At 63.3% G+C, this 15377-nt stretch carries 27 protein-coding genes; 10 read left to right on the top strand and 17 right to left on the bottom strand.

Annotation, left to right across the window (positions count from 1 at the left end; genetic code table 11):
* Positions 1–107: 107 nt before the first annotated feature.
* On the bottom strand, positions 108–278 hold the full coding sequence (locus tag AB7M16_RS37275; protein WP_453947105.1) for a hypothetical protein: 171 nt from the start codon (positions 276–278) through the stop codon (positions 108–110).
* 108 nt (positions 279–386) lie between these two features.
* Here AB7M16_RS37275 and AB7M16_RS37270 point away from each other — a divergent pair, with 108 nt between their 5' ends.
* From AB7M16_RS37270 to AB7M16_RS37260, 3 genes are all read left to right on the top strand, one after another.
* Complete coding sequence (locus tag AB7M16_RS37270) at positions 387–1298, top strand: hypothetical protein (RefSeq protein ID WP_453947104.1); 912 nt, start codon at positions 387–389, stop codon at positions 1296–1298.
* 87 nt (positions 1299–1385) lie between these two features.
* The gene (locus tag AB7M16_RS37265) at positions 1386–2060 is read left to right on the top strand and encodes a recombinase family protein (RefSeq protein ID WP_453947103.1); all 675 of its coding nucleotides are present in this window, start codon (positions 1386–1388) and stop codon (positions 2058–2060) included.
* Positions 2047–2289 carry a hypothetical protein gene (locus tag AB7M16_RS37260; RefSeq protein WP_453947102.1) on the top strand — a complete coding sequence of 81 codons (243 nt, stop codon included), beginning with the start codon at positions 2047–2049 and terminating at the stop codon, positions 2287–2289. Before AB7M16_RS37265 ends, AB7M16_RS37260 begins: the two co-directional genes overlap by 14 nt.
* Positions 2290–2495: 206 nt before the next feature.
* Here the strand turns inward: AB7M16_RS37260 and AB7M16_RS37255 are convergent, their stop codons facing one another.
* The 14 genes from AB7M16_RS37255 to AB7M16_RS37190 all read right to left on the bottom strand — a co-directional run bounded on the left by AB7M16_RS37255 (position 2496) and on the right by AB7M16_RS37190 (position 9319).
* Entirely contained in the window at positions 2496–3179 is a 684-nt protein-coding gene (locus tag AB7M16_RS37255; protein WP_453947101.1) for a helix-turn-helix domain-containing protein, read from the bottom strand.
* Between the two features lie 731 nt (positions 3180–3910).
* Positions 3911–4420, bottom strand: a complete 510-nt coding sequence (locus tag AB7M16_RS37250; protein ID WP_453947100.1) for a hypothetical protein — start codon at positions 4418–4420, stop codon at positions 3911–3913.
* Between the two features lie 270 nt (positions 4421–4690).
* Positions 4691–5047, bottom strand: a complete 357-nt coding sequence (locus AB7M16_RS37245; RefSeq protein ID WP_453947099.1) for a DUF1376 domain-containing protein — start codon at positions 5045–5047, stop codon at positions 4691–4693.
* Positions 5044–5262, bottom strand: a complete 219-nt coding sequence (locus AB7M16_RS37240) for a hypothetical protein (RefSeq protein ID WP_453947098.1) — start codon at positions 5260–5262, stop codon at positions 5044–5046. The genes AB7M16_RS37245 and AB7M16_RS37240 overlap by 4 nt, the downstream gene beginning before the upstream one ends.
* Positions 5259–5558 (bottom strand): DUF968 domain-containing protein, encoded by a 300-nt coding sequence (locus AB7M16_RS37235; RefSeq protein WP_453947097.1) that lies wholly within the window; start codon positions 5556–5558, stop codon positions 5259–5261. The genes AB7M16_RS37240 and AB7M16_RS37235 overlap by 4 nt, the downstream gene beginning before the upstream one ends.
* Positions 5551–6033 carry a hypothetical protein gene (locus tag AB7M16_RS37230; protein ID WP_453947095.1) on the bottom strand — a complete coding sequence of 161 codons (483 nt, stop codon included), beginning with the start codon at positions 6031–6033 and terminating at the stop codon, positions 5551–5553. Before AB7M16_RS37230 ends, AB7M16_RS37235 begins: the two co-directional genes overlap by 8 nt.
* Complete coding sequence (locus tag AB7M16_RS37225) at positions 6026–6502, bottom strand: hypothetical protein (RefSeq protein WP_453947094.1); 477 nt, start codon at positions 6500–6502, stop codon at positions 6026–6028. Before AB7M16_RS37225 ends, AB7M16_RS37230 begins: the two co-directional genes overlap by 8 nt.
* Positions 6502–7191, bottom strand: coding sequence for a hypothetical protein (locus AB7M16_RS37220; protein WP_453947092.1), 690 nt, complete (start codon positions 7189–7191; stop codon positions 6502–6504). The genes AB7M16_RS37225 and AB7M16_RS37220 overlap by 1 nt, the downstream gene beginning before the upstream one ends.
* Positions 7175–7855 carry an RAD52 family DNA repair protein gene (locus AB7M16_RS37215; RefSeq protein ID WP_453947091.1) on the bottom strand — a complete coding sequence of 227 codons (681 nt, stop codon included), beginning with the start codon at positions 7853–7855 and terminating at the stop codon, positions 7175–7177. Before AB7M16_RS37215 ends, AB7M16_RS37220 begins: the two co-directional genes overlap by 17 nt.
* On the bottom strand, positions 7855–8184 hold the full coding sequence (locus AB7M16_RS37210) for a hypothetical protein (protein ID WP_453947090.1): 330 nt from the start codon (positions 8182–8184) through the stop codon (positions 7855–7857). The genes AB7M16_RS37215 and AB7M16_RS37210 overlap by 1 nt, the downstream gene beginning before the upstream one ends.
* Positions 8184–8684 (bottom strand): siphovirus Gp157 family protein, encoded by a 501-nt coding sequence (locus AB7M16_RS37205; RefSeq protein ID WP_453947089.1) that lies wholly within the window; start codon positions 8682–8684, stop codon positions 8184–8186. Before AB7M16_RS37205 ends, AB7M16_RS37210 begins: the two co-directional genes overlap by 1 nt.
* Positions 8681–8881, bottom strand: coding sequence for a hypothetical protein (locus AB7M16_RS37200; protein WP_453947088.1), 201 nt, complete (start codon positions 8879–8881; stop codon positions 8681–8683). The genes AB7M16_RS37205 and AB7M16_RS37200 overlap by 4 nt, the downstream gene beginning before the upstream one ends.
* Complete coding sequence (locus AB7M16_RS37195; protein WP_453947087.1) at positions 8871–9098, bottom strand: hypothetical protein; 228 nt, start codon at positions 9096–9098, stop codon at positions 8871–8873. The genes AB7M16_RS37200 and AB7M16_RS37195 overlap by 11 nt, the downstream gene beginning before the upstream one ends.
* A gap of 5 nt (positions 9099–9103) precedes the next feature.
* Positions 9104–9319, bottom strand: coding sequence for a hypothetical protein (locus tag AB7M16_RS37190; protein WP_453947086.1), 216 nt, complete (start codon positions 9317–9319; stop codon positions 9104–9106).
* 216 nt (positions 9320–9535) lie between these two features.
* On the opposite strand from AB7M16_RS37190, the gene AB7M16_RS37185 reads away from it, so the two are divergent.
* The 3 genes from AB7M16_RS37185 to AB7M16_RS37175 all read left to right on the top strand — a co-directional run bounded on the left by AB7M16_RS37185 (position 9536) and on the right by AB7M16_RS37175 (position 10675).
* Positions 9536–9904, top strand: a complete 369-nt coding sequence (locus AB7M16_RS37185) for a hypothetical protein (protein WP_453947085.1) — start codon at positions 9536–9538, stop codon at positions 9902–9904.
* 76 nt (positions 9905–9980) lie between these two features.
* Positions 9981–10373 (top strand): hypothetical protein, encoded by a 393-nt coding sequence (locus tag AB7M16_RS37180; protein WP_453947083.1) that lies wholly within the window; start codon positions 9981–9983, stop codon positions 10371–10373.
* 2 nt (positions 10374–10375) lie between these two features.
* The gene (locus AB7M16_RS37175) at positions 10376–10675 is read left to right on the top strand and encodes a helix-turn-helix transcriptional regulator (protein ID WP_453947082.1); all 300 of its coding nucleotides are present in this window, start codon (positions 10376–10378) and stop codon (positions 10673–10675) included.
* Positions 10676–10701: 26 nt separating this feature from the next.
* On the opposite strand, the gene AB7M16_RS37170 is transcribed toward AB7M16_RS37175, so the two are convergent.
* Positions 10702–10941, bottom strand: coding sequence for a PilZ domain-containing protein (locus tag AB7M16_RS37170; protein WP_453947081.1), 240 nt, complete (start codon positions 10939–10941; stop codon positions 10702–10704).
* Positions 10942–11107: 166 nt separating this feature from the next.
* Here AB7M16_RS37170 and AB7M16_RS37165 point away from each other — a divergent pair, with 166 nt between their 5' ends.
* The 4 genes from AB7M16_RS37165 to AB7M16_RS37150 all read left to right on the top strand — a co-directional run bounded on the left by AB7M16_RS37165 (position 11108) and on the right by AB7M16_RS37150 (position 14733).
* Positions 11108–11329 (top strand): hypothetical protein, encoded by a 222-nt coding sequence (locus AB7M16_RS37165; protein WP_453947079.1) that lies wholly within the window; start codon positions 11108–11110, stop codon positions 11327–11329.
* Between the two features lie 135 nt (positions 11330–11464).
* Positions 11465–11707, top strand: coding sequence for a hypothetical protein (locus AB7M16_RS37160; protein WP_453945074.1), 243 nt, complete (start codon positions 11465–11467; stop codon positions 11705–11707).
* Between the two features lie 419 nt (positions 11708–12126).
* Positions 12127–12567, top strand: a complete 441-nt coding sequence (locus tag AB7M16_RS37155; RefSeq protein WP_453947078.1) for a DUF1810 domain-containing protein — start codon at positions 12127–12129, stop codon at positions 12565–12567.
* Positions 12568–12651: 84 nt separating this feature from the next.
* Entirely contained in the window at positions 12652–14733 is a 2082-nt protein-coding gene (locus AB7M16_RS37150) for a methyl-accepting chemotaxis protein (RefSeq protein WP_453947077.1), read from the top strand.
* A gap of 7 nt (positions 14734–14740) precedes the next feature.
* Here the strand turns inward: AB7M16_RS37150 and AB7M16_RS37145 are convergent, their stop codons facing one another.
* Positions 14741–15331 (bottom strand): NADPH-dependent FMN reductase, encoded by a 591-nt coding sequence (locus AB7M16_RS37145; RefSeq protein WP_453947076.1) that lies wholly within the window; start codon positions 15329–15331, stop codon positions 14741–14743.
* Positions 15332–15377: the final 46 nt, after the last annotated feature.

Below are 15377 nucleotides of genomic sequence, written 5' to 3'. Positions count from 1 at the left end.
CGCGCTCTGCACGCCCTCAGCCACGTCGCGGCGATGCCGCGCCTTCCGGCTCGTGCCCGAAGCCTTACGCCAGTAGCGCCGCTTGTCCCGGTGTCGCACCGTCCGGCTCATGGCAGCACCTTCCGCGCCCGCTCCAGATCGAGCAGCGCCCAGCTCGCCTGCTTCACAGCTAGGGCGGGCGTCTTACCTACGGCCAGCAGCCCCTTCTCATCCGGGCTGGTCGCATACCAAAGGCCGCGCTCACCCTGCTCGACGACTACGGTCAGCCTGTTCGTCACGTTCGCTTCTCCTATTGCGCCAAGTGCTTTTTATTTCCACACTACCCCTGACTGTGCAGGCAGCTGCTGCCGCAGCTGTTGGATGATTTGCGACCGGCCGGGGGAAGAATGGTGAGAGAGCGAAAGGCAGCGCGGCCCAGGACGGCCGATATCCGCAAGCTTGCGCGTAAAGATCGCGCTGACCTGGAGAAGGCGGAAATCGAAGCAGAAGTTGCGAACACTTTCCGTAGCGCAGGATTTGAGCCCCTCTTCCCGACCAAGGGAGCGACCCATGTGATGATGGTTGACGCAGCCGGGTATCGTCTTTTGGTCACTGCACTCCCGTTGCTAACCATCGACGATGTCGAAGCCATCTTGAACTCGCGGCTTGTTAACAGCACCGCAGTCAGAGACCTGTGGCTCGTTTCTAGCGAGATGAGTGACGATCTCCACGAAAGCAGGAACAGGTACGGCTGCCGCATACTGTTCCGAGCTGAACTGAGGGAGGAAGTCGAGCGCCTAAGTCGCTACCGGCCACGGGAGCTTCCGCAGCCGCGCCCCTCTGCGCGGACGCCCGTCGGCAGAGCTTTGGCCTTGAACGCCGACGAGCTTAAAACAGCGGCAACCACCTCTTTGCTGCTGATCGAGGACCGGCTTGATGTCTTGACCAGCGAGCGGCCGAACTCGCCGGAGGGGAAGGCGCAGAGGCAACAAGAGATCGAGTCTCTGACGACCTTGAAGGACCAGCTCATCGTCATTCGCGACTTGCCGGATCAAGTCAAAAAGGGAGCAGTCAGCGAAGGGCAGGCAAACAAGTCGGTAAAGTCCGTGATGGAGGCCGTGCGCGAGTATTGGAATAAGAACAGCGAAACCATCTGCGGCCGAGCTGTGACCATCGCGTTGTTCACTTCCACTGTGCTCGTCTGCAAGCTGGCCGGGGCGTCCGGCGACTTCACCATCGCCGTTTCCGCCGCGATGGCGGGCGGCAAGACCGTCATGGACGGTCTAAAGGGGATTGCACACAAGCGCTTCAAGAGCTGACCTGACGAATTCCCTGCACGACCGAACGGGCCTTGACGTATAGGCATTTAATGCCTATATGGAGAAAGCTAACCGCAGGGCCTGATTATGATGTTCTCGCAAATCGTCGCTTACTATCGCGTCTCTACTGGCAAGCAGGGCCGCTCCGGCCTTGGCCTTGAGGCGCAGCAGGCTGCCGTGCATCGCTTCGCGCAGGCCGAGGGTCTGGAGATCGTCGCCGAGTACATCGAGACAGAGAGCGGCAAGGGCCACGACGCGCTGGAGCGCCGCCCGCAGCTCGCCGCTGCGCTGGCCAAGGCCCGCGAGCTGGGCAAGAACGTGCCGGTGGTCGTCTCCAAGCTGTGCCGTCTCGGCCGCGACGTTCACTTCATCTCTGGCCTGATGGCGCACCGCGTCCCCTTCCTCGTCACCGAGATGCCGGACGCCGACCCCTTCATGCTCCACATCCGCGCCGCCCTGGTTGAAGAGGAGCGCCGCCGCATCGCCTCGAACACTAAGGCCGCGCTTGCGGCCTGCAAGGCGCGCGGCGTCAAGCTGGGCGCGCCCAACGCTGGCCAGAGCAAGGCCGCCGCCGCTGCCGCGTTCGCCGAGAGCCTTCGCGAGGTCGTCGAGCCGATCATGTGCCAGTCGTCGCGCCAGATCGCGGCGCACCTCAATGCGCGCGGCATCACCACTGCGGAAGGCTCCTCGTGGCAGTCCGCTCAAGTCATCCGGCTGATCGCCCGCCTGCGACCGAAGGAGCAGCTCGATGCCGCAGCGTAAGACCCTCAACGCGCCCATGAGCGGCGCGGAGCTGGACGCCGCCCTCGTCAAGATTTTCGGCGAGAACCGCCAGTCCGCCTTCGCGCGGGCCATCGCCTCGACGCCGCGCACGGTGCGCTCGTGGATCGCCGAGACCTACGGCCTCGTGCCCACGCACATCGCCATCCTCGTGCGCCTGATGGTGCAAGCCAAGGTGACGCCTGATCAGCTGCCGGAGGTCGAACACTGATACGTATGAGGCCGCAGGCTTTCAGCGGGAGGCAAAAACCTACTTCGAGGTACGCCGCCCCTAGGGCTCGGAGCGGGCTCGCCGCCTGACATCCGCGTCTGGCACATAGCTGAAAAAAGCTGAGCTGATGGACGCCTGCGTAGCAGATCGGACGCGCGGCCGCTAACGCCCGGACCGCCGCCTTGAACCCGAACCGGACGGGCAACTCATTGATGGTGGAAATCAACCGCGCGAAGTCTTGCCCGGTCCAAGATGACGATTTCGCGCTGCGTCGAGCCCACGAAGTCGAGCAGTCCAGCGCGTCGCAATTTAGACAAGGCTCGCGATACGGTTTCGAGTGTAAGGCCAAGATAATCGGCAATATCCCGTCGCCTCATCGGGAGAGCCATGACTTGCGAATCAATGCGTTGATCCATTTCAACTAGAAAAGCGGCTACCCTCTCGACTGAGTCCTTGCGGCCCAAGAGCAGCATATGGTCCTCGGCATGCTTCAGATTGAGCGTAGTCCTGCTGAGGAGCTCGCGTGTTACAATAGCATCGGTCTCGGCTACGGAATCTAAAGTCCTACGCTTGATCAAACGCAGAGTGGTTTCGATGATCGCCTCGGCTGTGAACCGGTGTGCAACATCATCAGCCAGACCGAAAATATCTCCCACTAGGTGAAATGCCCCAATCTGGCGTCGGCCATCTGAGAGCAATTTGTATGTTCGCACGGCCCCCTTTTGAACTTGATAGACGTATTCGGCAGGCTCCTTTTCACCGTAAATTTCCGAGCCCTTTTTATATGTGATCTCGTTCAGGCATACGAACGGATCTGAATGGCTCGTTATACCAAATTCGCCGAGAGTATTAGGGTAAGACTTAGTGTTTCTTGTGATGCGCAGAAACATGGCACTCTCATTGATATTCCCCCATTCTGGACTGTAATTGCCCCCTGTACTAAGGAACATTGTCCCAAGGTACAGGTGTAGAGGATCAGTTTAAACGGCGCCGAAGCTTATCCATCAATTTGCGCAGGTCTTTCACGTAGTCTGAAATCATCCGCATGACCTCCTCGGACCTGCTCGCTTTGCGAACTGGGCTGCGCTTGCGTACTTTTGAACGCCGAGCGGTCTTCATATCAACAGGCTGATGTGAACACCGGTCGCCCGTTTGATATAGATCAAGTCCAGAGCTGCTACTCCCGAGGGTCTTCGGCTCAAGTCTGCTAGTGACCTTAGCGGTCCTCAGGGCGACGTGATGTCGGCTTTCCAAGATGGTACAGACTGGCGGCCTAGATCAATCTTTGAGCAGATCAACGTACCGCGCATGCAGGATCAGATAACTCTTGGCGCCGTCGAGTAGCACCTTGACCTGAGTGGCGGTTACTCCCCATCCCAGGATCGTTCCCCTGCGCCCACAAAGGCGGGGCCCCGCAGAAGCGGCAACAACAATCCTGCGGCCAGGCGTCAGTTCTTCTTTGACGACCCGCAGGTCTGCGGACCTGGGCAGGTTTCGGTTTGTGCTGCGGGGCATGCCGTGGTTCTGAAAAATAATAAGACCCGCGCGCTAGCGGTCCCGTTCTTCCTGCAATGAATCGGCGCAGTTCGGAATATAGCACAAGCGTGCCTCAATTCGCCCCTCAACGCAAGGCGTCGAAGAACACGCTGAGGCGGTGCCCCGCATCCGCCAGCAGCGCGGCGGCCTTCTGCCGCGCCCGGTACGGCGACCGCATCCCGAGGCTCTCGCCGGTCTCCTGCAGCCCCCTGCCGAAGCACGCCACCTGATCGGCCACGAATGAGGGCCGGAAGCCAATCGCCTGCTTCGCGCCGTAGTAGGTCCGCTTGTGATCGAGCTGCGCCTCCGTCCGCGCCAGCCCGCTCATGGCCGCCGGGTCGAAGCTGTAGATGCGGTTGAGATCAACACTGTTGAGCGGCCCCTGCAGGCCCGCCGCAGCCCAGTGCAGCGCGTAGCGGCGAAGCGCCTGATATTCGAGCGCGGACAAGATCTGACGCACCAGCGCCTTCCCCAGCGGGTCGTCCAGCATGGTGATGCGGCGGGAGGATCGTGAGCGGCCGACGAGCTGGAAGAACTCGCCCGCCTTCGCGAGCCGCTCCTGGGTGGGCCCAGCGTCGTCGATTGGCAGCTGCATCAGCGATCTCGATGTGAGTGAGGTGCTGCGCTATGCGCCACAATCTCCACATCGGCAAGCCCTTCGCTGCCAGACCAGAAGGAGGTGTTAGTTGTTTAAGTTTTAGATTAGAAGCAATTGCTTCGCTGTTTGCTTCAGGTTTGCTTCGCGTTTGCTTCGCCGGCGATGAGAGATTTCAACAAGTTGACTCTCGCGCGTGATGCGCGGCGCGCTTCGCGTGCGGCTGCGAAGGTGATGCCAATCTCGCATCACGCCTTGTCCACATATTTTTCAGTGATCGCCCAGCCGCGAGCGCGCGCGGCGGCTCATGCCGCTCGACTTGCCGCCAGCCTGCCCGGCGAAGGCGCGCAGCAGCGAGATGCGTTCCTGTTTCATCAGGTCGCGATCCGCGCGAGGGTTGTGCCAATTCTTGTCGAAGAATTGTGCGAGCACCGGCTTGGTGCGCCGCCACTGCTGGGCGTCCAAGCGCGCGATCATCCGCATGGCGGTGTCGTCCTCGTGCGGCAACGAACGGTGGATTGTGTAATGCATCAACAGATGCAGGTAGGCTCCGCTCTGCATCGCGCTAAGCTTCTGCGTGTCGCGCAGATATGGACCGATCTCGATGTTGAGATAGCGACGCTTCACGGCACTTCCTGCTCGGTCTCGTTGTCGATGATGCGCACCGTCACGTAGCGCGACTGCGTCAGCTTCTTGCGGGACAGCTTGCCGATCTCTGCGGTGCTGATCCGCTTGCCCCACGCAGCCGCCTTCAGCGCCTGCGGATTGCTGTCGCACTGCATCAGCTCGACATCGTGGTCGGAGCCGATCTCGCGCACCCAGATCGAGTAACGCTTCTTCACGTCAGCCTCCTGAGCGAGATCGCCAGCTCGAACGGGTTGATCCCGTAGCTGACCCAGAACTCGAGTTCGTTCATCGTGTGCTGCTCGCGGTGATGCCGCGAGCAGAGCGGCAGCGCCCACTTGTCGCTGCTCTTTTCACCCATGCCGGTCGCACGCTTCGGCGTGCTGGCAGAGATCAGGCCGACGCGTAGATGCGCGGCTTCGGTCGCAGTGTTGTCGCCGCAGATGCAGCACGGCAGCGTGCGGATGTAGGCGAGGTATTTCTCGTCGCGCTGACGAGGATCGCGCTCAGCCATCGAGCTTCCGGAGTCGGTGCGCCTCGAACTTGCGGCGCACCTCCGTGGGCAGGTCTTCCAGCTCGACCCGCTCCGCGCCGGTCGCCTCCATCGCCTCATCCACGCTGCCGAACTCGCCGGTCGCGACGCGGTCGAAGGCCTGCCGCATATTCGCGATCATCTCGGTGATCGCCGCCCTCATCTCGGGATTCTTGTCCATCTGCGCCTGCACCTCAGGCGAGATTTCGACGTGGTAATCCTCGCCACGCGGCACGCCGTGCTTCTCGAAATCCTCCACCATCTCGGCGTAGACCGGCTCCAGCTCGTCCCACGCGAGGTTGACGACCTTCAGCAGGTCGTCGCGGTCGATCTTCCCGGCGACCGCCGAGTAGATCAGCAGGCCCGACAGGACGGCGACACCGTCCGCCATCGTCGCGTCGTGCCTGCGGAACAGGTCGCCCACCAACGCGAAGAGCAGTCGTTGCTTGTCATCCATTTCCCCGCATCCTCCACGCCTGATAGTCGTAATCGAGCCGGTACCACTTCTGCCGTTCTTCGGTGCGGCCCGGCTTGCCGAGATCGCTGCGGCTCGCGACGCCGCAGATGTGGCGCACGCAGTCGGCGGCGTGCGCCTCGTCATGAACGTCGCTGTAGTGGCGCACCTCGCGCAGGTAAGCCCAGAAGGTCGGTTCCTTGCAGCGGATGCCCGCCTGCGTCGTCGGGCCCAGCGCGCGCCACTTGTCGCGCTCCTCGCGCGCGTGATCGACCGGGCTTTCGTCGTCGTTGACCTCGACGAGCACGCAGGCGAAGCGCGTGCCCATCGCGGCCTGCGTGATGCGGCTGTCCATGTCGATGGCCGCGATGGTCAGGCGCAACTGCCAGTCGCCGGACTGCCGCTGCGTCAGTCCGTCCTTCTTGACCTCCAGCGAAATCGCATTGCGCCGTGCCAGATCAGCGAGGTCCATCAGCGCAGCACCTTCTCGCAATCGGCGACAGCGCGCTCGATGCGGTCGGCGAGCGCCAGCATCTTCTTGATGTCGGGTTCGAGAGCGCGGACCAGGGCGACCGCCTCCCTCGCCTCGCCGAGGGTCTTGCGGATGTCCTCGTTGCCGACCTCGTCGCCGAAGTTTTCGTCGCGGATCACCTTGACCCACTGCAGCGGCACGCCGAGATCGTCCGCCACCTTCACGTCGGTCCAGCTCGCGGAGTACCCCACCTTGTCGTTGACGTAGACCTCGTTCAGCTTCTCGAAGATGATGCGCCGGTCCTCGCGCGACATGGCGCGGGGCGGCAGCACATCAACCGGCTTAGCGTTGCTCGCGACGACCTGCAGCGGCATCTCCTTCGCCATGGGTTCGATCCTCTCCTTCAAGACTTCCTGCTTGGTGGTGGTGCGGATTGCGTTGCACTTCGGGCAACGGTGCTCGCGCTTTCTGCGGCCGATGAACCAGCCGCGCGGCACCAGCCGCCGCTTCACGAACTGCAGCTCCAGCTCATACTGGTCGCGCTGGGTATTGCCCGGCATCGCGAACGTGTTGCTGGGCAGCTTCTCCGTCGCGCCGCAGGGGCAGCGCACGATCACGCCGCGCTTCAGCTTCTTGTCGTCGCCGAAATACATCGGCTGATGCTGGAAGGCATCAAGACGCTGCAGCATGGGCGCCTCCGAGCTGTTCGGCCTTCGCGATCACCAGCGCCTTCAGCATCTCGATCTCGGCCTCGCTCAGCTCGTAGCGGCGGCGGGCCGCCTTCTGCCCCTCGCTGTTCCACCACTCACCCAGCTTCTCGCGGCTGGTGAACTCGTGGGCGATGGTCGCCTTGAGGTGCTCGATGAACTCGGCCCGCTTGGGCGCGAGCGCTTGCCGCCGGCGCAGCTCGCTCTCGTCGATGACGTTGCTCTGCTCCTTGTCGTAGAGCGCGAGCCCGAACGGGTTGCCGAAGGTCATCAGCGCCCGCTTCATCGCGTCGGTCTCGGCCTCCTTGATCGCGCTCTCATGGGCGAGGCCACGGTCGCGGTCGATGCCGTGCCCGGAGCCGCAGCCCTCGCGCACGATGTCGCCCACGGTGACGCGCACCTTGCAGACGTAGGTCACGCCGAACCCCGGCACCTTGCTCTCCCCGATCTCGCGCTCGTAATCGGCGACGACGGTGGCGAAGATGGTCTCACGCTGCCAGCCGTCGAAGCCGAAGATGCGGTTCGCTTCGGCGATCACCTGCCAGCCCTCGATGTAAGAGAACTGGCGGCCTCCCTGCTTGCGCTCCCTGACGTAGGAGCGGTTGAGCGGTGCGCTGAGCTGCGTCTTCTGATCCTCACTGAGCATCACTTCACTCCCGCCGGAAAAGGGGACGACACACGAACCCACACCGCTGCCTCGTTGCCGGACTGCGTCAGCTCCTTGCGACCGCTCTCCACGACGTAGCCCATCTGGAACAGCTCGCAGCGGCGCGGCCGGTAGGTGTTCTGGTTCATCGAGATCGCAGCCGCGACGCGTTCGTCGCAGCCGCCATCGGGGTGCTCGCTCATCCACGCCAGGATTTTCTGGTGCGCATTGTTGATGCGCCGCCGCGCCTTGCTCGCGGCGGCGCGGCTGGTCTCGCTGTGCTTCTGGTGCGGCGGCTCGCCGCCATAAAGGTTGTAATCGTTGCTCATCACTTCACCGTCACGACAATGGAGGGCGGGGAATTGGAGAGCGCGAGGCCGGGCAGCTCGCGGCCCTCCTTCAGGGCGGCGAGGATCGCCTTGCGGTCGGGCTTGCGCTCGATCTTGACGAGGTCGTCCGGCAGCGTGGTCGCGTCCGGCTCGCCGACGACCTGCTGCGAGTTGTTGCGGAGGAAGATCGTGCCTTCCGGCAGCTCCAGCATGCGCAGGTTCGCGGCGTCCAAGATCGCCAGCATCAGCTCGCGCGTGAACTCCAGCCGCCGCTCGAACCGCTGGGCGCGCGCCTTCAGATTCTCCTGCTGGGTCTTGGTCGCCCCCTTCATCGCCTTGGCGTCCTCGCCCTCGCGGATCAGGTGGGTGAGCACGTCGCTCATCTGGGTCTCGCCATCGAGCATGTCGGCGCGCAGCACCTCATCGCCGGCCAGCTCCGGATAGAGCTGCAGCAGGCGCGCGATCTCGGCGCGGAGCATGTCGGCGTCGCGTTCGTTCATCGCTTCTTCACTCCCTCCCACTCGGCGCGGTCGAGCACGCGCGAGAGATTGTCGCGGGCGTCCTGCAGGATCAGGAACACGGAGCGCGCCTGGTTCTTGGTCATGGTGTCCTTGAGCAGGCGTGCGTCCTGCTGCAGCCGCAGCACGCGCTGCTCCATCTCGACGGACGGAACGCTGTGGACCAGCTCAACGGTCATGGGGCTTCTTCCGGTACGTCTTGAGGGCGTGGGAGACGCGGCCGAGCGCCTGCGTGAGCGCCTGCTCGCACAGCTCCATGTCGCCTTCGGCAAGCGTCTCGAAATCGGCCTGCACCGGCAGCGCATGGACGTGCTGCATGATGCGGTGGGCGTGCCAGCGGATTTCATCGAGCGACGGGCGCATCTCGATGTTCCAGCGGTCGAGGCTCATCCCCATGCGCGTCACTCCAGCCCGCGCATGCCCCACAGGGACGGACTGGCAGTCGCCCGCCGACGCCGCAGCGCACGCTGCATGACGGCGTAGGTCGAGGCGGGAAACGCCTTCTTGCGGCCGGGCCAGTTCTTCGCGGTGTTGATGTTGGTATCCGTCAGGATCGCCACCTTCGGCAAACCGCCGAGGTGATCGACCACTGCCTTCGCGGTCTTCAGTCTGCGCATGATCGCTCTCAATCCGCAAGCAAGATTAATATCGAACTGAATACGAGTAGGCGGACGAAGGCAGAATTGCGGCGCGGTCTAACTTAGATCGGTTCTAACGGTTCGTACTGATTGCGCCCTCGCGCTAAGTGCGATAAAACCTAGCGTAGGTTGAGTAACATATGTTAATGCCAGTTATAGGAATGCCGACGAGGAGAAGGGCTGGGGAGCCATTGCATGAAGAAGATCAAAGGTTTCGAGAAAGAGATGGACGCGTACAAAGCGCGCCTCAAGCTACTGCGGGAGGTCGTCTCGTCTGGAAGCCAGCAAGACTTTGCCGACAAGATCGGCATCGACATGAAGCGATGGAATAATTACGAACGCGGCTACCCCATCCCGCGCGAAATCGCCTTCCTTCTCAGAGAGAAGCTGAAGGAACCGCTGGCCGAGTGGCTGTGGTGGGGACTGGACAAGCACTTATCCCCGCAATTCAAAGCCAAGCTAAAAACTGCTGAGCAGCGCATCGAGGCGCGCGCAAAGCAGGAAGCTGAACTGGCGGCAGCGAAAAAGGCCTACGAGACGCTGAAGAAAGCCGTTCGAGCTTAATTCGACGACCGTTGCATTTCGTACTGAGTACGAGATACCCTCCCCGGCTCTCAACAGAGCCAAGGGGAATTTCGTCATGGATGCGCCGGCCCGCCAATCTTTCACACACAGCAACGAACGCGACCGGCTCGCCGCCTTGCGCGACGAGATCGACCGCAGCGCGACGCGCCTGCACGGGGCGCGCCCGCTGCCGGTGCAGCCGCAGCCGATGGTGCAGCCGCCCGCCTACGGGGCCCCGCAGCGCGACGCCATCAACGCCCTCGTGGACAAGGTGGTCAGCGAGGTCTGCGAGCGCATCGCCGAGCTGAAGAAGCAGCTCGACGCCCTGCAGCAGCAGGTGCTGGTCGGCGGGGCCGCCACCAAGGTGACCCTCAACGAGCAGATCGACGCCTGCATGCGCGTCCACGACGAAACCAACCGCATCGGGGATGCGGTCTCCGAGATCGCCGACCGGCTGCTGAGGCTGTGACCATGGCCGAGGACCGCGCCTTCATGCGTCTCGGCGGCGACGCCGAGATGAGCGACAAACCCGAACAGGTCCGCGAGATGCTGACCGCCGAGCAGGTGCTGGCATTGATCCCCATCAGCCGGACGACGCTCTTTCGGCTGGAGCGCGACAAGGTATTCCCCCAAGGCGAAGCGATCACCCCGCACCGCAAGCTGTGGTTCAAGGACGAAGTGATCGCATGGCAGCGCGATCTGCGCGATCCGAAGTCGGCGCTCTCGCAAGCGATGCGGGCGCGCAACACGAAAGCCAAGACCCCTTCCTGAAGGTTAGGGCATGTACTGAGGCGGCCTTACTTGTCGAAAGCTACACCGATCTGGCCGTCCTTTCGCCAAACAATATGGCAACGCCTCGAAGTGCCATCCGAGGTTATCGCGAGCACGAAGCTGTCAGGAAACCAAAGCGGGCCCCGCGCTTGGATGCGGGCACCCGTCGCGGAGATATCGCGAACGATGCAATCAACGGCCGATGAGCCGAACACAATTTGCCCGGCCTTGAGAATGCGACGGCGCTGGGAGGATCGGTCCTGCATGGTTGGAAGCTCCCACTGATTTATAAAAAGTGGATTAGGCTTCTTGGACCTATTCTGTTCTCATAGGGCAAAATACCACTTCGTGGGTAGAACGAATGACGGCCAGTTCCCGCTAAGCTCCGGTTCCATGGTATTGTGCGACCTCAGGCGTGCTGGAGGGCGAGACATGGCCATCTACCTGCATTTGCAAACCGACGGTTTGGCACCGAAGCAGATTGCCTGCATTACAAAGGCTTACGAGCAAACCTTACGCACACTTTGCGTTAAGGATCGTGACGATCCGCTCACGGAATTGGTGGCGAAGACAATCATCAAAATCGCTCAAAGCGGGATCAAAGACCCTGCAAAGATATCAGCGCAGGCAATCAGCGAACTCGAAATGCGCTAGGCGAATATCGTCTGAAAACCGTGAAGTGTGAAGCTATTCACCTTGGCCGGATCTCTCCTCGCCTACAATAGCAACGTTTCCCTCTGGGACGCTCATCCGGGAATGGACGAGTTGGGCGAGGCTGGAGGCGCGGCCATGAAGCGCCATGCCATGAGCAAGTATTTCGGTAATGGCGCCGGCCACGTTCTGCGCCAACACAATAGCGCCGTGCTGCTGTTCAGCTGGCGCGGCAGGCCCGACGGATCGGCCCGCTATGTCGAGCGCGTCAACCGCTACACCCGCGATGGCGTGGAATATTCCAGCCTTGCCGCCCTGCTCCGCGCCGTCGAGGACGAGCACGCTCAGACGCAGCCGCAGGAACGATCAAGCGGCGAATGAATCGCGGCCCAAGACGGCTTGGAACTGAAACACTCCCGCGAGCCGGGAGTTGGCTAGCGGGCTTCGGGGCTTCGCAACGTGCGAGGCACGCCATGACCCCTCTCCCGGTGAGCGATGTGTTTCTCACGGTCGCGATCATGGCCGCGACCTTCGTGGTCGAGATCGGCCTTTTCACCTTGATCGGAATGTTCTGAACGGATGTTCGGCTACAGGTCCACTCATCCCAGGGGCATTTAGCTGCCCCCGGGTGATGGTCTGGCTTTTCTCCTTGTTCTCGCGATCTCGTTAGCCCACCGTTAGCCCGAGACCGATTCTCAAAAAAAATACGCAGTATCTCCAATGGCTTAATTGCGTTGACTAACTCCGGAGCCAAAAGTTAGGCATAATCGGGGCCGGTAAGACACCTTCGGGGGTATCCGATGACCGATACTTTCGACCTAGAACGGTTCGTCCACGCCCAAAATCCGGTTTTTCGCGACGTCCAGGAGGAGCTGGCCCGGGGCCGGAAGCAGACTCACTGGATGTGGTTCATCTTCCCCCAGATCGCAGGTCTCGGCGTCAGCGCCATGTCGCAGCGCTACGCCATCGGCTCCCGCACTGAAGCCGAGGCCTATCTCGCCCACCCCATCCTGGGCGGGCGGCTGATCGAATGCACCAGGCTGGTGCTCGCGGTCGAGGGCCGGACCATCAACGCGATCCTCGGCGCGCCGGATGACGCCAAATTCCGCTCGTCGATGACGCTGTTCGGCGCGGTATCCGACGAGCCCGTCTTCGATCAGGCGCTCGCCCGATATTTCGCAGGCGAGCGCGACGCCGCCACGCTGGAGATCCTTGCCAGGCTCGAGCGGACATCCGGCTGAGCCGGCCAGGTAGCGTAAACCGCAGATTAACATGGCCGCCCTATCGTCCGGGCAAATAATTCTCCGTTATTTGCCGGACTAACCATGAAAATCGGTACGCTCCTGACCAGCGCCATCGTCTCGCTCTCGACCGTCGGGGGTGGCCTCGCCGTCTACGTCGCCGTGACGAAATACCAGACGATGGAGCGGATCACCGAGGCGCAGGGGCGGCTCGCGATCGTCCGTGCGGTCAGCGACATCCCGCGCTATCTCAATCCGGAGCGCGGCTATTCCACCAACATCCTGTACGGGCCTGCGGCCATCGACCCCGCGCTGCTGGCCGAGCAGGACAAGCTGCGCAAGCAGACCGACAGCGCCCGCGACAAGATGAACGCGCTGCGCAAGGAGCTGCCCGGCCCTTTCGACGACGGCACCACGATCGGCAGCAACATCGACGGCATCAACGCGAAGTTCATCGCGTTGCGCGAGGCCATCGACAAGGCGCTGGCAGGTCCCGCCGAGGCGCGCAAGGACGCCGCCAAGAAGATCGTCGCAGACAATGCCGTGCTCAACGGCGGCGTCACCGCGCTGCTCAACGAGCAGGTCCGCCGCATGGCGATCCTGAACGGTGACGCTTACCGGCAGGCCAGCTACGCCAATATGGCGATGACGCTGCGCGACGTCGGCGGCTTCAACTCGAGCCTGCACAAGAATCTCGTTGGCGGGAAGAAGCCGGCGACCGATGCCGAGAAGGCCGACATCAGCCGCTCGCAGGGCCGCAACGACCAGCTCGTGATGGCGCTGCTGGAATTGCGCGGCAATCCGGCAACGCCCGCCAACGTCGCCGCGGCGCTGGAGAAGTTCAATTCGGTCTATGTCGAGGAGTTCGGCCGCGAGCTCAAGCTGGCGAAGGACGGCGCCGTCACCGGCAAGTACGAGCACGACGTGGATACCTACTACGCCGCCACGCAGCGCGGCCTGTCCACCGTCATCGAGGTCCGCGACGCCTTCTACGACAACGCGGAGCAGATCCTCGCCGGGGCCTCCTCCGCCGCGCGCACCAGCTTCACGATCGCCCTCGTCGGCCTTGTCGCCGTGCTGATGGCCAGCGCCGGCCTCATCGTGACGGTTCGCCGCCGCGTCTGCGCGCCGATCGTCGGCCTGACGACGCGGATGTCGCGGCTCGCCGACGGTGAGGTTGCGGAAGAGATTCCCGGCGCCGAGCGCTCCGACGAGATTGGCGCGATGGCCGCGGCCGTTCAGATCTTCAAGGACAACATGATCCGGGCCGACCGGCTCGCGGCCGAGAAGCAGGCCGAGAACGACGGCAAGATGCGCCGCGCCCAGGCGCTCGACGATCTCACCCGCGCCTTCGAGGCCAAGGTCACCGAGCTGGTCGGCGGCCTCTCGCGAGCCTCGGCGGCGATGGAAAGCACCGCGCAGTCGATGACCTCGACGGCGGCGCAGACCAACAGCCAGGCCGCCGTGGTCGCCGCCGCCTCCGAGCAGACCTCGACCAACGTGCAGACCGTCGCGAGCGCCACCGAAGAGCTGACCTCCTCGATCGCGGAGATCGGACGTCAGGTCGCGCAAAGCACCGAGATCGCGGCCCGTGCCGTCGACAATGCCCGCCGCACCGGCGACACCGCGCGCACGCTCGCCGAGGGCGCCCAGAAGATCGGCGACGTCGTGACGCTGATCCAGAGCATCGCCGAGCAGACCAACCTGCTTGCGCTGAACGCGACCATCGAGGCTGCCCGTGCCGGCGAAGCCGGCCGCGGCTTTGCCGTGGTCGCCTCCGAAGTCAAGTCGCTGGCCGGCCAAACCGCCAAGGCCACGACCGAGATCTCCGAGCAGATCACCGCGATCCAGTCCGCGAGCGACGAGACGGTGGCGGCAATCCGCAACGTCGCCGACGTCATCGCCGAGATCGACCAGATCGGCACCGCGATCGCGGCGGCGATCGAGGAGCAGGGCTCGGCCACCAAGGAGATCGCCCGCAGCGTTCAGGAGGCCGCCCGCGGCACGCAGGAGGTCAACAGCAACATTTCCGGCGTGCAGCGCGCCGCCGACGATACCGGCACCGCCGCGAGAGAGGTGCTGGGCGCAGCCGAGCAGCTCTCGACCCAGTCGCGCGATCTCGCCGGCCAGTTCGAGCGCTTCCTCGGCGAGGTCCGGGCGGCGTAGCGCGACGTCAATACGGCGGTGCCTTGCGCGCCCGTTGTGCTTTCGCCGCCTCGATCCACCAGGCCAGATCGTCGGCGAAGCGCGGGAACGCGCGCTCCAGGGCCTTGCCGCCGTCGCCGATCGGCTCGCCGGCTTCCGACAGCGTCTGCGCGATCGGGCCGACGCCGATGGTGCTCGACACCACCACCATGCCCATCTCCGAGAGCGTGCCGTGCCAGGCCGTCGCCGCGCGGGCGCCGGACAGCCGGCCGGCCGAATAGCTCACGATCGCGGCCGGGCGCCAGAACCATTCCTCCAGGAAGTGGTCGGTGAGGTTCTTCAGGCCGGGCTGGATGCCCCAATTGTACTCGCCGGTGACGAAGACGAATCCGTCGGCGTCGCGGATCTGCCCGGCCAGCTTCTCCAGCGCCTCCGGCGCCGAGCCCTTGGGATGTTCCTTGTACATGCGGTCCAGCATCGGCAGCCCGATCGCCTTGGCGTCGATGAACTCGACGTCCTCGCCGCGGCCGCGCAGCCGGTTGATGACGAAATTCGCAAGGCGGATGCCCATGCGGTCGGAACGGTAGGAACCGTAGAGAACGAGAATGCGATTGTTCATGGCCGAACGGTAGCACGAAACCGGCGCCCAGCCCTACCCGATTTGT

It is taken from the genome of Bradyrhizobium sp. USDA 372, assembly GCF_053629095.1.
This window is presented reverse-complemented; position numbering and strand designations above follow the sequence as displayed.

Coding starts and splice junctions, on each gene's coding strand:
- AB7M16_RS37180 (WP_453947083.1), top strand. CDS start 9,981: ATGGATGCGCCGGCCCGCCAATCTTTCACACACAGCAACGAACGCGAC.
- AB7M16_RS37175 (WP_453947082.1), top strand. CDS start 10,376: ATGGCCGAGGACCGCGCCTTCATGCGTCTCGGCGGCGACGCCGAGATG.
- AB7M16_RS37210 (WP_453947090.1), bottom strand. CDS start 8,184: ATGAGCAACGATTACAACCTTTATGGCGGCGAGCCGCCGCACCAGAAG.
- AB7M16_RS37205 (WP_453947089.1), bottom strand. CDS start 8,684: ATGAACGAACGCGACGCCGACATGCTCCGCGCCGAGATCGCGCGCCTG.
- AB7M16_RS37250 (WP_453947100.1), bottom strand. CDS start 4,420: ATGCAGCTGCCAATCGACGACGCTGGGCCCACCCAGGAGCGGCTCGCG.
- AB7M16_RS37265 (WP_453947103.1), top strand. CDS start 1,386: ATGATGTTCTCGCAAATCGTCGCTTACTATCGCGTCTCTACTGGCAAG.
- AB7M16_RS37255 (WP_453947101.1), bottom strand. CDS start 3,179: ATGTTTCTGCGCATCACAAGAAACACTAAGTCTTACCCTAATACTCTC.
- AB7M16_RS37215 (WP_453947091.1), bottom strand. CDS start 7,855: ATGCTCAGTGAGGATCAGAAGACGCAGCTCAGCGCACCGCTCAACCGC.
- AB7M16_RS37270 (WP_453947104.1), top strand. CDS start 387: ATGGTGAGAGAGCGAAAGGCAGCGCGGCCCAGGACGGCCGATATCCGC.
- AB7M16_RS37200 (WP_453947088.1), bottom strand. CDS start 8,881: ATGACCGTTGAGCTGGTCCACAGCGTTCCGTCCGTCGAGATGGAGCAG.
- AB7M16_RS37220 (WP_453947092.1), bottom strand. CDS start 7,191: ATGCTGCAGCGTCTTGATGCCTTCCAGCATCAGCCGATGTATTTCGGC.
- AB7M16_RS37195 (WP_453947087.1), bottom strand. CDS start 9,098: ATGGGGATGAGCCTCGACCGCTGGAACATCGAGATGCGCCCGTCGCTC.
- AB7M16_RS37230 (WP_453947095.1), bottom strand. CDS start 6,033: ATGGATGACAAGCAACGACTGCTCTTCGCGTTGGTGGGCGACCTGTTC.
- AB7M16_RS37235 (WP_453947097.1), bottom strand. CDS start 5,558: ATGGCTGAGCGCGATCCTCGTCAGCGCGACGAGAAATACCTCGCCTAC.
- AB7M16_RS37160 (WP_453945074.1), top strand. CDS start 11,465: ATGAAGCGCCATGCCATGAGCAAGTATTTCGGTAATGGCGCCGGCCAC.
- AB7M16_RS37165 (WP_453947079.1), top strand. CDS start 11,108: ATGGCCATCTACCTGCATTTGCAAACCGACGGTTTGGCACCGAAGCAG.
- AB7M16_RS37190 (WP_453947086.1), bottom strand. CDS start 9,319: ATGCGCAGACTGAAGACCGCGAAGGCAGTGGTCGATCACCTCGGCGGT.
- AB7M16_RS37150 (WP_453947077.1), top strand. CDS start 12,652: ATGAAAATCGGTACGCTCCTGACCAGCGCCATCGTCTCGCTCTCGACC.
- AB7M16_RS37170 (WP_453947081.1), bottom strand. CDS start 10,941: ATGCAGGACCGATCCTCCCAGCGCCGTCGCATTCTCAAGGCCGGGCAA.
- AB7M16_RS37155 (WP_453947078.1), top strand. CDS start 12,127: ATGACCGATACTTTCGACCTAGAACGGTTCGTCCACGCCCAAAATCCG.
- AB7M16_RS37225 (WP_453947094.1), bottom strand. CDS start 6,502: ATGGACCTCGCTGATCTGGCACGGCGCAATGCGATTTCGCTGGAGGTC.
- AB7M16_RS37260 (WP_453947102.1), top strand. CDS start 2,047: ATGCCGCAGCGTAAGACCCTCAACGCGCCCATGAGCGGCGCGGAGCTG.
- AB7M16_RS37145 (WP_453947076.1), bottom strand. CDS start 15,331: ATGAACAATCGCATTCTCGTTCTCTACGGTTCCTACCGTTCCGACCGC.
- AB7M16_RS37185 (WP_453947085.1), top strand. CDS start 9,536: ATGAAGAAGATCAAAGGTTTCGAGAAAGAGATGGACGCGTACAAAGCG.